This window comes from Paenibacillus vulneris, from assembly GCF_039543185.1.
Taxonomy (GTDB): domain Bacteria; phylum Bacillota; class Bacilli; order Paenibacillales; family NBRC-103111; genus Paenibacillus_S; species Paenibacillus_S vulneris.
Genome location: NZ_BAABJG010000029.1, coordinates 292,094 through 311,095 on the forward strand (window position 1 = coordinate 292,094; position 19,002 = coordinate 311,095).

At 50.9% G+C, this 19,002-nt stretch carries 15 protein-coding genes; 11 read left to right on the forward strand and 4 right to left on the reverse strand.

All coding sequences use genetic code 11. The features are described 5' to 3' along the window. Positions 1-254: 254 nt before the first annotated feature. Both ABEA66_RS26170 and ABEA66_RS26175 read left to right on the forward strand, forming a co-directional pair. Positions 255-1,253, forward strand: coding sequence for an SGNH/GDSL hydrolase family protein (locus ABEA66_RS26170; protein WP_345592186.1), 999 nt, complete (start codon positions 255-257; stop codon positions 1,251-1,253). 176 nt (positions 1,254-1,429) lie between these two features. Beyond that, positions 1,430-2,368, forward strand: a complete 939-nt coding sequence (locus ABEA66_RS26175; RefSeq protein ID WP_345592187.1) for an MBL fold metallo-hydrolase — start codon at positions 1,430-1,432, stop codon at positions 2,366-2,368. A gap of 120 nt (positions 2,369-2,488) precedes the next feature. On the opposite strand, the gene ABEA66_RS26180 is transcribed toward ABEA66_RS26175, so the two are convergent. Beyond that, on the reverse strand, positions 2,489-3,643 hold the full coding sequence (locus ABEA66_RS26180) for a virulence factor (protein WP_345592188.1): 1,155 nt from the start codon (positions 3,641-3,643) through the stop codon (positions 2,489-2,491). 439 nt (positions 3,644-4,082) lie between these two features. On the opposite strand from ABEA66_RS26180, the gene ABEA66_RS26185 reads away from it, so the two are divergent. From ABEA66_RS26185 to ABEA66_RS26195, 3 genes are all read left to right on the forward strand, one after another. Further along, positions 4,083-5,273, forward strand: coding sequence for a hypothetical protein (locus tag ABEA66_RS26185; protein ID WP_345592324.1), 1,191 nt, complete (start codon positions 4,083-4,085; stop codon positions 5,271-5,273). A gap of 16 nt (positions 5,274-5,289) precedes the next feature. After that, positions 5,290-7,467, forward strand: a complete 2,178-nt coding sequence (locus ABEA66_RS26190; RefSeq protein WP_345592190.1) for a glycoside hydrolase family 88/105 protein — start codon at positions 5,290-5,292, stop codon at positions 7,465-7,467. A gap of 531 nt (positions 7,468-7,998) precedes the next feature. Next, complete coding sequence (locus tag ABEA66_RS26195; RefSeq protein ID WP_345592192.1) at positions 7,999-9,336, forward strand: ABC transporter substrate-binding protein; 1,338 nt, start codon at positions 7,999-8,001, stop codon at positions 9,334-9,336. A 112-nt stretch (positions 9,337-9,448) separates the two neighbouring features. Here ABEA66_RS26195 and ABEA66_RS26200 read toward each other — a convergent pair whose 3' ends face one another. The 3 genes from ABEA66_RS26200 to ABEA66_RS26210 form a co-directional block, all read right to left on the reverse strand. Beyond that, positions 9,449-10,039 (reverse strand): guanylate kinase, encoded by a 591-nt coding sequence (locus ABEA66_RS26200; protein ID WP_079913652.1) that lies wholly within the window; start codon positions 10,037-10,039, stop codon positions 9,449-9,451. A gap of 120 nt (positions 10,040-10,159) precedes the next feature. Further along, positions 10,160-11,962, reverse strand: a complete 1,803-nt coding sequence (locus tag ABEA66_RS26205; RefSeq protein WP_345592195.1) for a DEAD/DEAH box helicase — start codon at positions 11,960-11,962, stop codon at positions 10,160-10,162. 427 nt (positions 11,963-12,389) lie between these two features. Continuing rightward, positions 12,390-13,088, reverse strand: coding sequence for a YhcN/YlaJ family sporulation lipoprotein (locus tag ABEA66_RS26210; RefSeq protein WP_144028030.1), 699 nt, complete (start codon positions 13,086-13,088; stop codon positions 12,390-12,392). Positions 13,089-13,470: 382 nt separating this feature from the next. Between ABEA66_RS26210 and coxB the strand changes: the two genes are divergently transcribed. From coxB to ABEA66_RS26240, 6 genes are all read left to right on the forward strand, one after another. Continuing rightward, positions 13,471-14,472 carry a cytochrome c oxidase subunit II gene (coxB, locus tag ABEA66_RS26215; protein WP_079913649.1) on the forward strand — a complete coding sequence of 334 codons (1,002 nt, stop codon included), beginning with the start codon at positions 13,471-13,473 and terminating at the stop codon, positions 14,470-14,472. Positions 14,473-14,542: 70 nt separating this feature from the next. Continuing rightward, positions 14,543-16,354, forward strand: coding sequence for a cytochrome c oxidase subunit I (ctaD, locus tag ABEA66_RS26220; RefSeq protein WP_179136243.1), 1,812 nt, complete (start codon positions 14,543-14,545; stop codon positions 16,352-16,354). Further along, positions 16,351-16,971, forward strand: a complete 621-nt coding sequence (locus ABEA66_RS26225; protein WP_079913647.1) for a cytochrome (ubi)quinol oxidase subunit III — start codon at positions 16,351-16,353, stop codon at positions 16,969-16,971. Before ctaD ends, ABEA66_RS26225 begins: the two co-directional genes overlap by 4 nt. Then, positions 16,972-17,283 carry a cytochrome C oxidase subunit IV family protein gene (locus tag ABEA66_RS26230; RefSeq protein WP_079913646.1) on the forward strand — a complete coding sequence of 104 codons (312 nt, stop codon included), beginning with the start codon at positions 16,972-16,974 and terminating at the stop codon, positions 17,281-17,283. A gap of 118 nt (positions 17,284-17,401) precedes the next feature. Then, complete coding sequence (locus tag ABEA66_RS26235) at positions 17,402-18,292, forward strand: cytochrome c oxidase assembly protein (RefSeq protein ID WP_345592201.1); 891 nt, start codon at positions 17,402-17,404, stop codon at positions 18,290-18,292. A 25-nt stretch (positions 18,293-18,317) separates the two neighbouring features. Next, positions 18,318-18,773 carry a DUF420 domain-containing protein gene (locus tag ABEA66_RS26240; RefSeq protein ID WP_079913645.1) on the forward strand — a complete coding sequence of 152 codons (456 nt, stop codon included), beginning with the start codon at positions 18,318-18,320 and terminating at the stop codon, positions 18,771-18,773. The last annotated feature ends 229 nt before the right edge of the window (positions 18,774-19,002 follow it).

Genomic DNA, 19,002 nt, shown 5'->3' on the forward strand with positions numbered 1-19,002 from the left:
TAGAAATGAGGATTCAAAACGCACATATCCTTTTCTAATGAAGGTGTACAGCTTTCATCGTTCTATGATAATGTTAACGTGTGCAGCTAATGATGCTGCAATGAGAATGTATGCTTTTTCTCAACAGGATGCCATTTATCGATTTCAGGGCTCACCGCACAGTACGAGTAAGCATCAGGCCAAGACACCGCTTTGCGGGCCAGTCAGCAGCCCGACCTTTCAGTCAGCCATTTCAAGTACAGGAGGAAGCACGGATGAGAATTGAAGAGATAGCCGCTAAAGGGCTTTTCGCCAATGCGATTCGTTGGATACATACGGAGGAAGGCTTGATGCCGGTCCGATTTACGGAGCGACAGATGGAGCTGTACAGCAAGGAGGAAAGATTCCGTATCCGCAGTCATTGTCCGGCGGGCATTTGCCTGGATTTTGTATCGGATACGACCTCCATCGAATTCAAGTATTCACTTGGCAGCGCGGTTCGCAAATGGGCTAATTTTGATATTTATATAGATGGAGTGATGGCAGCGAGCTTGGGTGCCGATACGCTGGAGCAGGATCCAGGCAGGATTGCCTATGAGCTGCATGCTGGAATGCAGAACGGACAGCCGAGAAGATGGACAATCTATTTGCCGCAAAATACGATGGTGGCAATTCAGTCGCTGAAGCTCTCAGAAGGGGCAGCCGTTGAAGCCGTTGAGCCCTATAAGCGCAATCTGCTGTGCCTGGGAGATTCGATCACTCAGGGGATGGATGCAAGGAAGCCGTCCTCCACCTATGCCGTGCTGCTGTCCCGGGCACTTGAAATGAACCTATTGAATCATGGGGTGGGCGGATATGTATTCGATGCGGATAGCCTGGATGAGAGCTTGCCATACAAGCCGGATCTTGTGACAGTCGCTTATGGAACGAATGACTGGGGCCGATTCGAGACATTGGACGTATTCCGGCGGCAATGCTTCGGATTTATAGATAAGGCCGCCAAGCTCTATGCCGGGGTTCCGATCTATGTGCTGACTCCGTATTGGAGAGCCGATCAGGACAAGGAGGTTCCGATGGGGACGATGCAAGAGCTGAGCGACACGATACGTGAGGTTTGTCGGCCTTATTCGAACATAACGGTAGTGGATGGACAGAAGCTGATCCCGCATTTGCCGACCTTGTTCGGGGATGCATATTTGCATCCGAATGATGAAGGGTTTTTGCACATAGCCATGAACCTGTTCAAGCAAATAGCGGCGAACGGACATTGCTGATTCACCCGATGCTTCACCTTGGCAGGACCCTCCTTAACTTGCCCGCAGAGCTGCGACTCTGTGGTTTTGCACGGAGCCGGCGTAAGCGGTATAGTAGAATGAGAATGGTTTTTTCATGCTATCTAGTCAGCTCGTGAAGATTCGGCGAAAAGATAAAGGGCAGGGCGGAGGAGTCTATGGCGGGAAAACGATACGAGAATATGAATGGGGTCAAAAACCTGAAGGGCTTCAAAGAGATTCGGCAGTGGCAAAGGGAGCGGAAGGCAAAGGTGAAGGATTTGTCTTACACGGTCCCGGCCGCAGAGCATAAACAAATCGAATATTTGCGCAGCAACCGGCAGGATACGACGATTACTTGGATCGGGCATTCCTCTTTTCTTATTCAGCTTGGGGGGATGAATCTTCTGACGGATCCGGTATGGGCCGAACGGATGGGCTTTGCCAAAAGGCTGGCTCCCCCAGGCTTGCGTATGGAGGAGCTGCCTCCGATCGATGCGGTGCTGCTCTCGCACAGCCATTACGATCATATGGATATGCGTTCGCTGCGTTCTTTTAAAACCGCCCAGCTGTTCGTGCCGGAGGGACTCGGCAGCAAGCTGCGGGCCCGAGGCTTTGCTCGTGTCACGGAGCTCAGCTGGTGGGGGCATGTGCAGCTCGGGAGCCTCGAGCTGCATTTTGTTCCGGCGCAGCATTGGACGCGCCGTACGCTGTGGGACACCAACCGCTCCCATTGGGGCGGCTGGGTCCTTCAGCCCGCGCAGCGAAGCGGAGAGCGCGAGGCGATTTATTTTGCCGGGGACAGCGGCTACTTCCCCGGCTTTCGGCAGATCGGCGAGCGCTTCGCGATCCGCTATGCTTTGATGCCCATCGGCGCCTATGAGCCCGAGTGGTTTATGTCTATGCAGCACGTCACGCCGGAGGAGGCCGTGCAAGCCTTCCTCGACGTGCAGGGGGAGATATTCATCCCGATGCACTACGGTGCCTTCCGGCTGGCGGACGATACCCCGCGCGAGGCGCTGGACCGGCTTACAGCGGAATGGCAGCGGCGGGAGCTTCCTGAGCAGGCGCTGCGCATTCTCCTGCATGGCGAGACGCTAAAGCAAGAAACCCCCTAGGATGCCTAGGGGGCTTCTTGCTTTTAACCACATACAATATTAATGCATTGAACCGTTACGCGGTTCATGCCATCTAGCCAATGCTGTGGCTCGAGCATCCGGGTTTCTCCTGCTGCAAGCCTACTCTTTGCCTTCCTTGCGGCTTTCCGTCATTTGCTGCCATACCGAGCCCGCCGCTTCCTCGCCGCGCTCGATTCTTTCCAAGGCGATCTTGGCTTGAAGCTGCACTTCAAACTCGGGATCGTTGGAAGCCTTGCGCAGCGCCTCTATGGCGGATTCGTCCCCAACCTCGTAGAGGAAGCGGGCCGCGCGCCAGCGAACGAGCTTGTTTTTGTCGCTCAAGGCTTCCATCATGGGACCGATAGCCGCCGGATCGCCCAGATCGGATAAGGTATCGCCGGCTGTACGGCGAACCGCTGCGGTAGAATCCTTGAGTGCCTGGAACAAATAAGGCAGCGCCTCCGATTGGCGCAGGTCGCCCAGATAGACGACGGCCAGACGCCGGATCGACGCGTTAACGTCGGACAGGGCCTTGGCCAGCAGCGGCAGAGCTTCCATAGTCGGCTCGAAGCGCTCTAATGCGGCATAACGCTGCTTCCAATCCACGGACTGGAATTGCTCTTCCAACTCGGACAAGGATAAGGGAGCAGGCCGTGCGGGCGGCGCGGGAGCATCCTGAGCGCTGCTGCCCTGCTCTATTGCCTGCTTCACCAGCTCATCGAGCCGTTCCTCAGTGTAGGAGGCTTCCAATTCGCTGACGATTTCCGCCGCAATCTCCTCCAGCTCGCCGTAACGAACCCCGAATTCCTCCAGCTTCCGTTCTCTGATCATCGATGAGCCTGCAGCCCGCTGGACCGCATCGCTGAAGATGGCGGGGAGAGCGGACCGCACCTCTCTATCCCCGGATTTGACACGTACCTGAATCGGAATACCCCGATACATTTGGACCAGCACTTGGGCTTCTCCGAAGCTTGTCGAAGGGCCTGCAGCTTGTTCGGCCGCCGGACCTTCGCCGCTGTCCGTTTGCAGCAGCTGTCTCGCCGAAGCAAGAATAGCGGCCCAATCGGCGCTCGGCTTGCGATCAAGTGCGATGAAATCCGCGGTCCGGAACAGGCTGCGCACTCCTTCGATAGCCAATAAGCTTTTGAGCGGCTCGGGCGCTTCCCCGGCCTGGCTGGATGTATAGGTCAGCCGCACGCCCCGCGGCAGCACCTCATCCACATTAAGCTTCATGGAATTGGGACTTGGCGTCGGTTCTATAGAAATAAGCTTCATAAGGAAACCTCCGAAGATGATAGTTAGGTTCTTCCCTTTCAGTTTAACTTATTTTGGGCTTCGATGCGAACGGAGGAGGGCGGAACCTTCTCTAATTTTTACATCATTTTTGAAAACCCCTAATGAAACAAAAAAGTCCAAGCATCCTGCGGCAGAATACGGCAGGAGAAGGACGGATCAGCAAAAATTTATGGTTGTAGATAAATGCTTGTTCTGGATATGATTAGGAAGAATGCAAATCCTGCGGGAACCGGCAGGTATCTGTGCAGGACTCATCGCAAGGAAGTTGGCTAATGAACTTGGAAAACTATGAAGGCATACGTGGCTTTTTGGTCCATGGAACGAAAAATGAAAGGCGGGGGAACGATTGAGAGCGGTTGAGAATGAAGTCCGCAGTTTGGGAGAGCTGGATATCAGCGCAGCAGGACCTCGCTGCAAAATGCTGCTAGGCGATATTGACGGAGACGGCCGTATGGAGATAGTCATGGTACAGCCTGATAACCGGCAGGATGTGCGGTACATTCCCCATCAGGTGCAGTGCGTAACTGCATTCGATCTTCAAGGCAGGCTGCTGTGGCAGACAGGCACTCCCGATCCGGAAGCGGGAGGCCCGGGTTCGGATTATCCGGCGCAAATTTATGATTGGGATGGCGACGGTTGTCTTGAGGTGCTTTGCGTCATGGACGATCGGTTTCATATCCTCGACGGCAGGACAGGCCAGTCGAAGCGAAGCTTTGAGCTCCCCGGCCCGGAAGCTCATGACTGCATTATTATTGCTAACCTGACAGGCGGAGACCACGCTAGGGATGTGATCTTGAAGGACCGGTATCACCGCATGTGGGCGTTGAACTCGGAATTCGAGCTGCTGTGGACCCATGAAGGCAATCCGGGACATTTTCCGTGGCCCTTCGACCTGAACGGCGACGGACGTGACGAAGTGATGGCAGGCTATGATCTGCTTGATCCCGCCGGCAAGCTCCTATGGAGCTGTCGCGATCTGGAGGATCATGCCGACTGCATCTGGATCGGGGACGTCAATGGAGACGGACAGCCGGAGCTCGTCATCGGCGGAAGCGTGACGGTCATGTACGATGCGTCCGGACAGGAGCTGTGGCGCTATGATGGATCGGTGGAATCCCAGCATGTGGCTTTGGGCAAATTTCGCAGTGATCTTCCCGGCTTGCAGGTTGCTGGTCTTGACCGCATCATTAGAGGAGACGGCCGGGGATCGCGCAAAGGCAAGGATGCCATCTTTTTGCTGGATGCCAAGGGCCAAGAGGTTTGGAAGGAGGACCGGAAGACGGACGGCTGGCTGACCATCATTGAGACCGTAAGCGGCTGGGACGACAGCTCGCTGGATTACATATTGGCTTACCGGAGAGGCGGCGGTGTTCTTCCAGCCCTGTATGACGGTTATATGAATAGAGTCGTCGAGTTTCCGATGGAAGGCTACGTAACCCACGCCGACTTGCTTGGCTCCGGCAAGGAGCAAATCGTTATTTACGATAATCAGAAGGCGGAGATTTTTTCCCATAGCTATTACGATGTGGCAGCTTCTATCTCTGGACAAGCTTTGCCGCAGAGCAAGCGGTTGTATCTCTCAACACTTTATCCCGGCGGGGAAATCTGATGGAGGCTATGAAATCATGAACTATTTCCATGAACGCGATTCGATAATGAAAGGCTCCGATGCATCTATTGAAGAGGTGCTGGCGACAGTAAGCAACCGGTTCATCGGGTCCCATCCGAAGAAAGGACCGGTCTTCCGCACGTTTCATAAGGGAGGCTTTCTCAGAAACAAGGATTTCCGTTATGAGATGAAGCTTCATGAGGCATTTCCGGATATGCCGGATGGAAGCTTCGTTTATGTATGGGGCAAGCTGTGGATGGATCAGGAGAATGATCTTCCTTTTCGGGTAAGCTGCTACGGACCTGTACGAGTATATATTAATGGAGAGAAAAAATTTCAGTCCAACATTAATCAGGACGTGTTTCCGGAGCTTAAAACGGATTTTCGGGCCCGGTTGTCTCAGGGCTGGAACCATTTTGTGCTGGAATTTGTGAAAACGGGCACGGGCTGCGGAGGCAGATTCGGTACCGGTTCGGCCAAAGGCTTCCCGCTGCACTTTTTGGCTCCGTCCGCCGAGAGGGAAGGGCAGGAGGGCTGGATCTATACCGAGCCGCAAATCGAGAGATGGCCGGCATCGAGTCTGTCGGGAGCCGGTACGGCGGAAGCGGATACCGGATTGCAATGGCTTCCCCGCGACCAGTGGTCCGAGGAAAGCAGCAGCCAGGGGCGCTTAGCCCGCATGTTCGGGAATGAAAGCGGAACACAGGCTTTTGCATGGTCCAGGTTCCATAATCAGGCTTACAGACCTCAGCGGGTCACGTTAAAAGGGACGTTTAAGGGTCCATGGGCCATCTACATGAATGGCGGGCTCCTGGAGCGAAGAGACGAGAACAGCGGCGACTTCGAGGTTTCCTTATCCGTACCTCCCGGTTCTCATGACGTTGTGGTACAGTCGACTTGCCAGTCCGGCGGTTGGGACATCCAATTTGATGCGTTAACCGGGAATGACGTTCAATGGGTTCCTCCTCATCCTATTGAGGGCTTGAACGATACCTGGCTTTATCTTGGGCCGTTTTCCTCGGCATCAGCTCCCTCAGCCAACGAAATTACCCGTCTGGATAAAGTATTCGGGCCGCTTGGACAAGAAACCTACTGGCGCGTGGACAGACCCGATACCTGGGTGAGGCCTTATCTGGAGAACGCTATGTTCGGCAAGTGGAACTATCCGCTCGGCGTAACACTGTACGGCATCCTTCAAACGGGCAAGGAGCTGGGGAGAACCACCTACATCGATTATGTGGCCGATCATATTGAGCAGTGTACTTCGTTCAATGAGTATGCCTATTGGGATAGCACGCAGTATGGCGCTCCGGGCTTGAACAGCCAATTGACTCTAATCGACAGTCTGGATGACTGCGGCTCTTTCGGCGCCACTATGCTTCAGACGAATAAGGAGCGGGAGCTTCAAGGGGCGCGGGGGGCTGCCGATATCATTGCCCGCTATATTTCAAGCGTTCAGGACAGGTTAGAGGACGGCTGCTTGTACCGTGTACATGGAACCGTCGACTTTATGAAGGATACGATCTGGTGCGACGATTTATATATGAGCACGCCGTTCCTTTGCAGGTATTACGAGCTGACGGGTGACATCGCTTATTTGAACGATGCGGCCAAACAGTTCTTACTATATAAAAGCAGACTCTTCATGCCGGACAAGCAAATTATGCATCATGTCTACGATTTGAAGTTCAATAAACCGAACGGCGTGCCTTGGGGAAGAGGGAACGGATGGGTGCTGTTCTCACTGACAGAGCTGCTGTCGGTCATGCCAGAAGATCATGAGCTTCGCGAGGAGCTGATCGGCTTTTTGCGGGAATTGTGCGAAGGCTATTTGCGTCTGCAGGGCGTCCGGGGGCTGTGGCATCAGGTGCTGACCGATCCGGAATCCTATGATGAAGCTTCCTGCACCTCCATGTTCATGTACGCATTTGCCCGCGCGGTACGCTTTGGCTGGCTTCCAAATCCGGAGCCTTACATTCAAGCCGTATTCAAGGGATGGGACGGTTTGGCCGCCCACTGCATCGATAAGAACGGCAACATTTACGGCGTATGCCGGGGATCCGGCTATTCTTTTTCTTCATTATATTATAAGGATCAATTGTCCTGGCTGCTGAATGATACGCATGGTATAGGGATCGTGCTGCTCGCAGGGATCGAAACGATCCGGCTGCGCAAATTTCTTGCGGAGCAGTAAATGATATATCGTTAATTATTAAGAGAGTTGAGCGTATTCGCTCAGCTCTTTTTTTATCATAATTTATAAGACTCCGAGGTCATTGGATGTGAACAATCCATTTGGCGAAATAATCTACCTCTAAACGCGGTCGCACGTCTTTGAAAGGCCCAATAGAGGTTTTCTCATAGGAGTTTCCCCAAAAATCCTCCGAGACATAGTCCGCCTCCAGATGCAGCATAGTTCACGCGTACAGGTTTTTTCAACAGTGTGGCCCCCATTGAGGGGTTATTTTTTTAGCAGGGCGAAGCACTCGAGCCAGAATCATTCCTTCTGAAGTATGACAACCAATCCTATGAAAAGTTATCAACATATGGTTCATGAGGTTTAGAATATCCTAACGACATTTCACACTAACGCAGCAACACAATTTTAAAAAACGGGCTGATATAATAGTTTGCAAGCGATTACAAAATGTCGCTGTACTCCGGTGTGAAAGCATCGCTGGTTGGAAATTGAAAATATCACATATCTTCAGGAGGGGTTACAGGAATGAAAATGAGCAAGGTAGTGCCTTTTTTAGCTTTAAGTATGCTGCTATCGGCATGCTCTTCCGGCCAAGGGGGCAATGACGGCAAGACTGCCGACTCGGGCAAAGCAAAAGAACCGCAGAATAGAGAACCGGTTGAGCTTGTTTTTTCTTCGGAACTGGGTAAAACGCCGGAAGATTTTGAGAAAGAGATTGGAGATCCGATCCGAAAAAAATTCCCATGGATTACAGTGAAATATATTGAACGCGGAAAAGGCAGCAACCTGGAGGATCTCGTCACGGCCGGGACAACGCCGGATATATTCTGGTATGTCTATAACCGGTTTCCCAACCTGATTCAGGGCTTGGGTCTAGAATACGATATGTCCGATTTAATCAAGAAGTATAACTATGATACCAACCGTCTGGACCCTGCCTCCTTGAAGGCGCTGGATCAGTACACCGGCGGCAAAGGCGTCTATGGCCTTCCTTTCGTTGCGAGCACCTCCGTTATGTATTACAACAAGGATGTATTCGATAAGTTCGGTATGCCTTACCCGAAGGACGGAATGACCTGGGATGAGGTCTATGAGCTGGCCAAAAAAATGACGCGGGAAATCGACGGAACGAAATACCGCGGGCTGTCCACGTTCCACGGATATTTATTGAGGGAAAATCCTTACGGATTAAGACCGCTGGATCCGGTGACCGGCAAAGCGAGCCTGAATACCGAGGAGTGGAAGAAGCTGTACCAAAACCTGGCCCGCATTTATCAAATTCCGGGTAACAACAGACCTAATTCAAGAGCCACGAATCCGGAGCTTCAGGCGTTTGCCAAGGAGCAGACGATTGCAATGGCCGTTATCAATAATGACTTGAACCACGTGAAATTAATACCGGAGGGCATGAATTGGGACGTCGTGTCTATGCCTACGTTTGCCGATAAGCCCAAAGTCGCCGACCAGCCGTCTCCGTGGATGTACAGCATTATGAAGACAAGCCAGCACAAGGAAGCCGCATTTGAAGTGCTTGCTTATTTGACCTCCGATGAGTTCTTTATGTCCGAGTCCAAGCGGGGAGTTCGAACACCGACAACGAACGATCAGATCAAGAAGGCATTCGGTTCGGATTCACCTTTAATGGGCGGAAAAAATGTAGGCGCTTACTATTACAATCAATCCGCGCCGACTCCGGCTTCCGGCGGATCGCCTGAGCTTATGTCGCTGATTCCTACGGGTGCCGATGCCGTCGTGAATAATAAGCTGCTCGACGTCATTCTGGAGGGCAAGGATATCAATACGGCGCTTCGGGAAGGCGATGAAGAAATCAATAAGCTGATTGAAGGGTTGAAGAAAAAGTAACATCAGAGAATGGGGATACATACAAAAGAGTCCGGCTTATACAGCCGGACTCTTTTGTATCCTACATCTTATTGTAAGAGTTAGGTTTAATTCTAAAGGTTTATTCCGCAACTCAATCTTTATCAATCAGGTTGCGGTGCAAATAGTTGTCATCCAAAGTTTTTGTGAGATCGAATACCGTATGAGCCAAGTCAATATTCTCGAAAACATGCTCGCATTGATCCTTATACGCCATTTCCTCTTCATAATGGGATGTATAACGCTGAATCAATTCCGGCGAATCTCCGCGGTCCTCTTCACGCTTTACAATGGTTTTCAGATCGGCATGAATGAAAATACGGACAGCCTTGTTGCCATACAGCTTCTTGAGCGATTCGGCTCCAAAACGGTTCAGAACGAGGTAGATCGCTCCATATTGCTGAAGCATCTCGGCAACGTCCTTTTCTTTAACTCCATAATGGTTGCCGTCCATCTCAATGACTTCGACAAACTCGTTATTGCGTTCCGCTTCAAGAAACGCATCCCTTGTTACAAAATGGTAGTCCTGCCCGTCGAATTCCGCGGAACGAGGGGGCCGTGTGGTATACGAAATCACTTTCTTCATTCCGAGCGTCTCGCCCGACATTTGTGCGACCGTTTTACGACCGGCACCGTTGGGCCCGGTGAAAATAAAGATAAAATCCTTATCCCTTAGTTCGTACATAGAAACCCCTCCTTGGTTTTGGAAGTTCCTTGCCGACTTGCCGTATACCTTATTTTACATGTTTTCCATGCCAAGGTAAAGGTATTGACAATCAAGAGATACGGATCACCTACGTGATGGTCAGCGTCCGCGTTGTCCGCGCCCGCCTGCATTGCCGCGTCCCGCCCGTGCTCCGCCGTTCGTTTGTGTGCCGCGCTTGCCTGCGGCTCTGTCGCCGCGTCCGCGTGCCTGCTGAGCTCCGCGCTCCGCGCCGGCACTCCGGTCACGCTGCCCGCGCCCCGCGATCTCGGCTCTGTCGCCGCGTCCGCGTGCCTGCTGCGCTCCGCGCTCCGCGCCGGCACTCCGGTCACGCTGCCCGCGCCCCGCGATCTCGGCTCTGTCGCCGCGTCCGCGTGCCTGCTGCGCCCCGCGCTCCACGCCAGCACTCCGGTCGCGCTGTCCGCGCCCCGCGGTCTCGGCTCTGTCGCCGCGTCCGCGCGCCTGCTGAGCTCCGCGCTCCGCGCCGGCACTGCGGTCGCGCTGCCCGCGCCCTGCGGTCTCGGCTCTGTCGCCGCGTCCGCGTGCCTGCTGCGCCCCGCGCTCCACGCCAGCACTCCGGTCGCGCTGTCCGCGCCCCGCGGTCTCGGCTCTGTCGCCGCGTCCGCGTGCCCGCTGCGTTCCGCGCTCCGCGCCAGCACTCCGGCTGCGCTGCCCGCGCCCTGCTGTCCGGGCCTGGTCGCCGCGTCCATTGCCGCCCCGCGGCTCCGCATCTGCCCGCTCGCTCTCTCGGCGCGTCCCGCTGGTTCTGGCCTCGCTCAATTCCCCGTCCGCTCTCATGGTCCGTTTGGCCAGCTCGGAGCGAATGCCCTTCTCGATCATCTCGAGCTTTCCTTGATCCCGCTGCGCTACCATCGTAACGGCTACGCCGCGCTGTCCAGCACGGCCGGTCCGGCCAATCCGGTGAATATAGCTCTCGACGTCATGAGGCATGTCGTAATTGAACACATGGGTGATGCCTTCCACATCCAGCCCGCGGGCTGCGATATCTGTGGCTACGAGAAGCTGAATCTTGGCTTCACGAAATCGTTTCATCACCTGTTCCCGTTTGGCCTGCGTCAAATCTCCATGGAGCTCATCCGAAGCATAGCCCCGGTCCTGCAGCGCTTCATTCAGCTTGGAGGCGCGAAGCTTCGTCCGGCAGAAAATCATCGCCAAATAAGGACGATATTCGTCGATAAGACGGCAGAGGGCGTCCTGTTTGCCGCGGTCTGTCGTTTTTACGGCAATCTGCTCGATTTCCGTTAACGTAACCTGCTTGCTTTTGACCTTGATTTCCTGAGGATCCCTCATGTAGCTTTTGGCCAGATTGCGGATTGGGCCGGGCATGGTTGCGGAAAAAAGCAGGGTTTGTCTTTTGGGGGACGTCTGTACGATAATTTCCTCCACTTCGTTCAGAAAACCCATATGCAGCATTTGGTCTGCTTCATCGAGAACCAGGGTGGACAGGCGCTGCAGCTGTACGGTTTCTCTGCGCAAATGGTCAAGCAAACGGCCAGGCGTCGCAATGATCATATGTACAGTGCCCTCTAGCTTCTTTAACTGCCGTTCGACATCTTGCCCGCCGTATGCAGCCAGAATCCGAATGCCTTTGATCGGCGCCCATTTTTTTACTTCGCCGGCAATCTGGATAGCGAGCTCGCGGGTAGGCGTTACGATTAGCGCCTGGGTATAGTTTTTCTTAGGGTCAATCCGTTCCAAGATCGGAAGGACGAAGGCGAGTGTTTTCCCTGTGCCTGTTTGGGCTTGAGCAATGACGTCCTCTCCGGCCAGAACGACGGGAATGGCTTCCTGCTGAATCGGCGTAGGCTCCGTATACCCCTGATTGCTCAAGGCTTCCGTAATTTCTTCACTTATGCCTAATGAGGCAAATAAATTGGTTTTCATTATAGATTGTCTCCTTATCTTCCAGTTCATTCATCCTAAGTCTGTTCCGAAACAGTCTTAAACCTTCAGTTTTATCCAAGTAAGCAGCCTGCAGCAAAAAAATCTCTTCTATTATAGAAAGCGCCGTTCTCCGGAAGAAGCCGTTATGGTTGAGATCGGCTGCATGTAACATTGAACAGACTTGTGACGTCTACATGCATTCTACAGGAAGCCGTAGGAAAAAGAAACCGAAGTTCTTCCTTTTTATATATAAATCAGAATGATCAGATAAAACACACAGCAATTGTATAGCGAAAAAGGGCTTATCCTCATTATGACTATAGTGTCGCGATCTATGCTTCACAGCCCAAAAACCCCGAGTTTCTTCATATATAATATGAAGCGATACTCGAGGAGGCAGACCATGCCGTGCCTTCGAACGGCAGCATCATCTTTCCGTGCTTGTCGGATGGGTCGGCAAAGTGCCGAATATTTCTTCAGACATCGCGTCGAAATGGGGAAGGAACGGCTTGAGATCCTGACCCTTCCATGCTTCCTGCGCAATTCGATTCAGCTCGTTGATATAGTTGCGGTTCGCAGAGATATAAACATCGGTTACTGTCGGCTGAAGGGAGCGTATCTTCTCGGCGATTTTTTGCTTGAACAAATGACTTAAATGCGTATGGTTTTGGACTGTATCATACGAGTTGCTGCCCGTCGCCAGCTTATTCGGGTCTGCGTAGTCGCTGAAGGGAGTACTCGGATTGTACAAGCCTCTTACCGTTCCGGCATTATTCGTTTCTTGGCCGGAAAGACCGCTGCGGGTACCCGTTGCCGTCTTGTCGATAGTAATGGCAACATAAGCCGTGTTATCGGCGAGCATCACGATAGCGCTGTTGACTCCATCCATTGCAGCCACCTGATCGGATAAAAACTGGTTCATTTCCAAAGTGGAATGCTTATGGGACACGCTGGCATATTGCTGCTGCGTTTGATAAGCGCGAGTAGTGTCCTGTCTCGGGGCATCCCGCTTGCTGCCGAAGTTGTTGGCGCTGTTGTAATCATATTTGGCGAAGCATCCGCTAAGGAGAATAAGGGAGCTTGTACAAACAGCCGCCCATGAAAGTCGAAGACGGAACATCATCATAACCTCCTCATAAGTTTTGCAGTGCAAGCATAATTTGGGGGGCCAATTGAGAAAACTGATTCACATAGCGGGACATCCTCCGGCAACTGCAAATGTGTTTCTTCTACATTAGAATCCGTTAATTCGAGAGAAATATGCGTTATTCGACAAAAGACGTCGAGATGCATAAAACCCCTGGATTATGGAAATAAAACAAGAGAGGCAAAGGAGAAAAACCAATGAAAATGCTATGAAAATAGCCGTTTGAGAACAATTTGTGAACTTCTTCAGATTCATTGACAAAAAAGTGGTACGAATTTATAGTTAATATGGTGATTAGGTTCATTGACAATATATGACCTTTTGTTCGAAAAATATTAGCTTTAGAGGTGGGATTGATAAGATGAATCGATGGCAAAATCTGTGGCGTTTCATCCCTCTTTTCGGGTTGATGATGTTGCTTCTGACGGGGTGTGGAGACGATAGGATTTCCGCCTTGAAGCCAAGAGGTCCGGTAGCCAGAGACCAGCTGTTCTTGATGAAGCTGAGCTTGGGCATTATGATCTTGGTCGTCGTGGTTGTATTCGTAATCTACATTTACGTATTGGTTCGCTTCCGGAAGAAGAAAGGCGATAAAGATATCATTCCGAAGCAAGTTGAAGGAAGCCATACGCTGGAAATCATTTGGACAGTGGTTCCGATTGTTTTGCTGCTCATTTTGGCTGTGCCAACAGTGAGTTATACGGTGAAATTGGCGGAAAATCACATCGGTGAGAAAGACGCAGTTCATGTTAAAGTAACGGCACACCAATTCTGGTGGCAATTTGAGTATCCGGAACTTGGAATCGCTACAGCGCAAGATCTGGTTATTCCTGCAGGCAAAAAGATTGCCTTCGAGATTACATCTGCTGACGTGCTTCACGCTTTCTGGATACCATCCTTGGGCGGTAAACAAGATACAAACGTAGGGATGACAAACACATTCTATTTGGAAGCGGACGAAGCTGATACCTTTATGGGTAAATGTGCCGAGCTCTGTGGTGCATCCCATGCTTTGATGGATTTTAAGGTCATCTCCAAATCAGAAGCTGATTTCAACAAATGGGTAGAAAAAATGAAAACTCCGGCTACAATTCCAGCTGAAGCGAAGAACGGGGAACAAATTTTTAAAGATAATTGCTTGTCCTGTCATGCGGTTAACGCACAAGGACTTGGCTTTGGACCTAACTTGAACGGATTCGGAAGTCGTGAAATGGTTGCAGGCATTCTGCCTCACGACGATGAAAGCATCAAACAATGGATTAAAGATCCTCAATCGGTGAAACCGGGCAACAAGATGCCTCAAGTTCCATTGCAGGATAACCAAATCAACGACTTGGTTAAATATTTGAATTCATTGAAATAACGAACATCTTGGAACAAAGGAGGTTAATACGTTGGCTCACTCTCACAAAGCAAAACATTACACCGGTTTAATGGATTGGCTTACTACAGTTGACCATAAGAAAATCGGGATACTGTATCTGATTGCAGGAGGCTTGTTCTTCCTGATGGGCGGTGTGGAAGCGGTTCTGATCCGGATTCAGCTTTTGTATCCTGACCAAAAGATTTTTATCGGCGATACGTTCAATGCGCTGACTACGATGCACGGTACGACAATGATCTTCTTTGCAGCGATGCCGATTATATTCGCGTTTATGAATGCGGTTGTACCGCTTCAAATCGGTGCGCGCGACGTAGCATTCCCTTTTGTGAATGCGCTTGGATTCTGGTTGTTTTTCTTCGGTGGTGTCATGCTCAATACCAGCTGGTTCTTGGGCGGAGCGCCAGCAGCAGGCTGGACGGCATATTCACCGCTTGCTAGTATCGTTGACACAACATCAGCTTACCATGGTGTAGACTTCTACGTCCTTGGTTTGCAGATTGCCGGTTTGGGAACGCTGATCGGGGGGATTAACTTCCTTGTAACGATCATCAACATGCGTGCTCCTGGTATGACCTATATGAGAATGCCGTTGTTTACATGGACTGCATTCATCACATCCGCTTTGATTTTGTTCGCTTTCCCTGCCATTACGGTAGGCTTGGTTGAACTGATGTTTGACCGTTTGTTCGGCGGTGCGTTCTTCGATGTTGCCAAAGGTGGCAACAGCGTTCTGTGGGAACACTTATTCTGGATCTTCGGTCACCCTGAAGTTTACATTTTGATTTTGCCAGCATTTGGTATTATCTCTGAGATTGTAAGTACCTTCTCGAAAAAGCGTTTGTTCGGATACAGCTCCATGGTATTCGCAACAGCATTAATCGGGTTCCTGGGCTTCATGGTTTGGGTTCACCATATGTTTACAACAGGTATCGGTCCTGTCGGTAACGCAATCTTTGCGATTGCTACGATGGCTATCGCCGTACCAACAGGGGTTAAAATCTTTAACTGGCTGTTCACGCTTTGGGGCGGTCAAATCACATTTACGACAGCAAGTATTTTTGCAACAGCGTTTATCCCGACATTCGTTATGGGTGGTACGACAGGGGTTATGCTTGCCGTTCCGGCTGCTGACTACCAATACCATGATACATATTTCGTCGTTGCTCACTTCCACTATGTTATCGTTGGTGGTTTGGTGCTTGGCTTGTTCGCCGGTGCATATTACTGGTGGCCAAAAATGTTCGGCCGTATGCTGAACGAAACCTTAGGCCGTGTACACTTCTGGACGTTCTTTATTGGCTTCCATATGACATTTTTCCCGCAGCACTTCTTGGGATTGATGGGGATGCCTCGTCGCGTATTTACATACCAGCCGGGCGTTGGTTTGGAAGAAGGTAACTTTATCAGTACGATCGGTGCCTTCCTGATGGGTATCGGTACGATCGTATTCTTGATCAATATTGTGGCAACTGCTATGAAGCCTATGAATGCTCCTGCGGATCCATGGGATGGCCGTACGTTGGAGTGGGCGATTCCTTCCCCGCCTCCAGAGTACAACTTCAAGCAAACTCCGCTTGTACGCGGTTTGGATCCATTGTGGAAAGAGAAAATGGCTGGCAACAAAGAGATGACGCCTGCAGAACCGATTGGTTCGATTCATATGCCGTCGCCTTCGATCTTGCCGCTTATCTTCTCGATCGGCTTCTTCATCGCCGGTTTCGGCTTCATGTATCACACGTATTGGGTAGCTGGAATTGGCTTGGGAATTATGCTGCTTACCATGTTCTTAAGATCCGTATATGATGATCACGGTTATCATATTGAACCAGAAGAACTCAATGATAAGGGGGTAAAGGCATGAGTGCACATCATGAAGTAGGCGGTGCCCTGCCACCTCACGCGGAAACTGCAACATTAGAAGGTAAAAATAAAGTATTGGGCTTCTGGCTCTTCCTTGGCGGAGAGTGCGTATTGTTCGGTACGTTGTTCGCTACGTTTATCGCTTTGCGTAACCAGGTTCCTGATGGTCCTACTGGACAAGAGATTTTCCAATTGGGTACGGTAGCTCTGTCAACATTTATCCTGTTGACGAGCTCCCTGACCAGTGTATTCGCTACCATGGCATTGCACCGTGGTCAGCTCGGCAAGCTTTTGACCTGGATGGGTGTTACGGTTCTGCTGGGTCTTTGCTTCTTGGGTCTTGAAATTTATGAATTTATGGAGTATGTACATGAAGGTCATGTATTCTCCAAGAGCGCTTTTGCTACATCGTTCTATACATTAGTCGGCTTCCATGGAGCCCACGTTGCATTCGGGGTACTATGGATTACCCTGCTGATCCTGTCCGCTTTGAAAAAGGGATTAACGGTAGTAACGGCACCGAAGTTTTATGTAGCTGGTCTGTACTGGCACTTTATCGACGTAGTTTGGGTATTTATCTTCACCGTAGTGTACTTGATGGGGAAGGTGGGACCGTAAATGAGCAGCCAACATACATCGTCAGCCGGTAACCGGCATAAGTTGGAAGGCCCTAAGAACCATTACTTGTCCTATATTGTATCCATTGTACTAACGATGATTGCTTTTGCAGCGGTACTTTACGGCGGTTTGGATCGCGCATTCCTGCTTTGGTTCTTGAGCGGCCTCGGCGTCGTGCAAGTATTGTTCCAGTTAGCTTATTGGATGCACATGAAGGAAAGAGGACATCTCTTCCCGATCGTGGGTCTGCTTTTCGGAGCGATTGTTGCTCTGACAGCGGTAGCTGCAGCGGTTTACTGGACTTGGTGGTAATTAGGAGGGGGGCTTTTAGAAATGAAAGCTCTCCTTTTTTTCTTAAGCTTGCAACATTTTTCACAAATTAGTAACAATCCAAATTATAACATCCATAGTTAGGAAAGGAGAGGTTAACATGAATACGGATCCAATGGGAACGATGGGACATGGAGGTCATGGCGGGGCTGCTGATTTTGCGAATTTATGGAGCCCAGGTTTGCTGCTCATTCTTGTTGTTATCGGGTGGTTATATGGATTGGCTATAAGCCGTTGGCGCCATAAGTTTGCAGAGTCGGAGCCTGTTTCTTTCAAGCAGCTTTTTTACTTTTATTCCGGCTTGCTGTTGTACTATATAGCGGAGGGGAGCCCGCTGAGCTATTATGGGCATCATTACAGCTTCAGCGCCCATATGTTCCAGCAATCCCTGCTATACTTGGTTATGCCTCCGGTACTGATGCTGGGGCTTCCGGGCTGGCTGCTGCGCCCGCTCTTTAAGCATCCGATAGCCCACAAGATTATGTATGCATTGACGTCCCCGTTGGTTTCGCTGTTCGTGTTTAACATGGTATTCTCCTTTTACCATATTCCGATGATCATGGACACGCTGATGGTAAATCCTCTGCTTCATGATGTGTACAACACGGTGTTTATCCTTGCAGCGTTCCAAATGTGGTTCCCTGTGTTCTGCCCGCTGCCTGAATACAGCCGGATGACGGAGCTTAAGAAAATGGCCTACATTTTCGTTAACGGGATCCTGCTGACACCGGCGTGTGCGCTCATTATTTTTGCCGGCGAGCCTATGTATGCCAATTACAAAGATGTATCTGAGCAATTCTTGTATATGTCCGTGTTAAATGATCAGCAGCTGGGCGGAGTTATTATGAAGATCGTTCAGGAAATTGTTTATGGTTGGGCATTGGCCTACACGTTCTTCCGCTGGTACCGCAGGGAACGGCAGGAGGAAGAGGATGAGGACATGCAGAACGAGCCGTTCGCTCATTCCTCGGTCAATGCAAACCGGGCCTGACTATGGAAGATGAGGTGAAACGAGAATGCACATTTTACCTACGATTAGCACGTCATTTATCGTTATCAGTGCTATTTTTGTAGCCTTCGGTTGGAGACAAATATTGAAGGGAAACCGTAAAGGGCATGAGAAGCTGATGCTGTGGGGAGCCGGCTTTGCCCTTGCCTTTTTCCTAATCTACGTATCTCGGACAATCTTTGTAGGAAACACAACGTTCGGGGGTCCGGAATCGCTTAAGCTGGCGTATCATTTATTCCTTTTTTTCCATATTACTTTGGCAACGTTAGCCGGTGTCTTCGGTATTATCACCTTGCTGCACGCGTTCAACAAGAGATTTGCCAAGCACAAAAAGATCGGACGCTGGACGGCCGTCATGTGGCTGATTACCGCTCCTACCGGCGTGGTGGTTTACGTTCTCCTGTACGTGTTGTACCCGGGCGGAGATACGAAGCCTATGATCGATGCGATATTGGGACTCTAGTCTCTCTAATATAAAGACTTCGTTCTCGAACAGACTTTCGAGAAACCCGATTTGCGAGAAATTTGCTATAACGGTAGGTGGAGTATCTCCTGTAGGAGCGATAGCGCCCGCCTTTGTTATCGGGAAATTTTCGCTACAAGAATATAATTATAATTCCCGAGAACAACAGCGGCCGGAGGGGGATATTCCACCGGAGTGTACTAGCAGTATTTCAAGCTCTTCTGGTTTC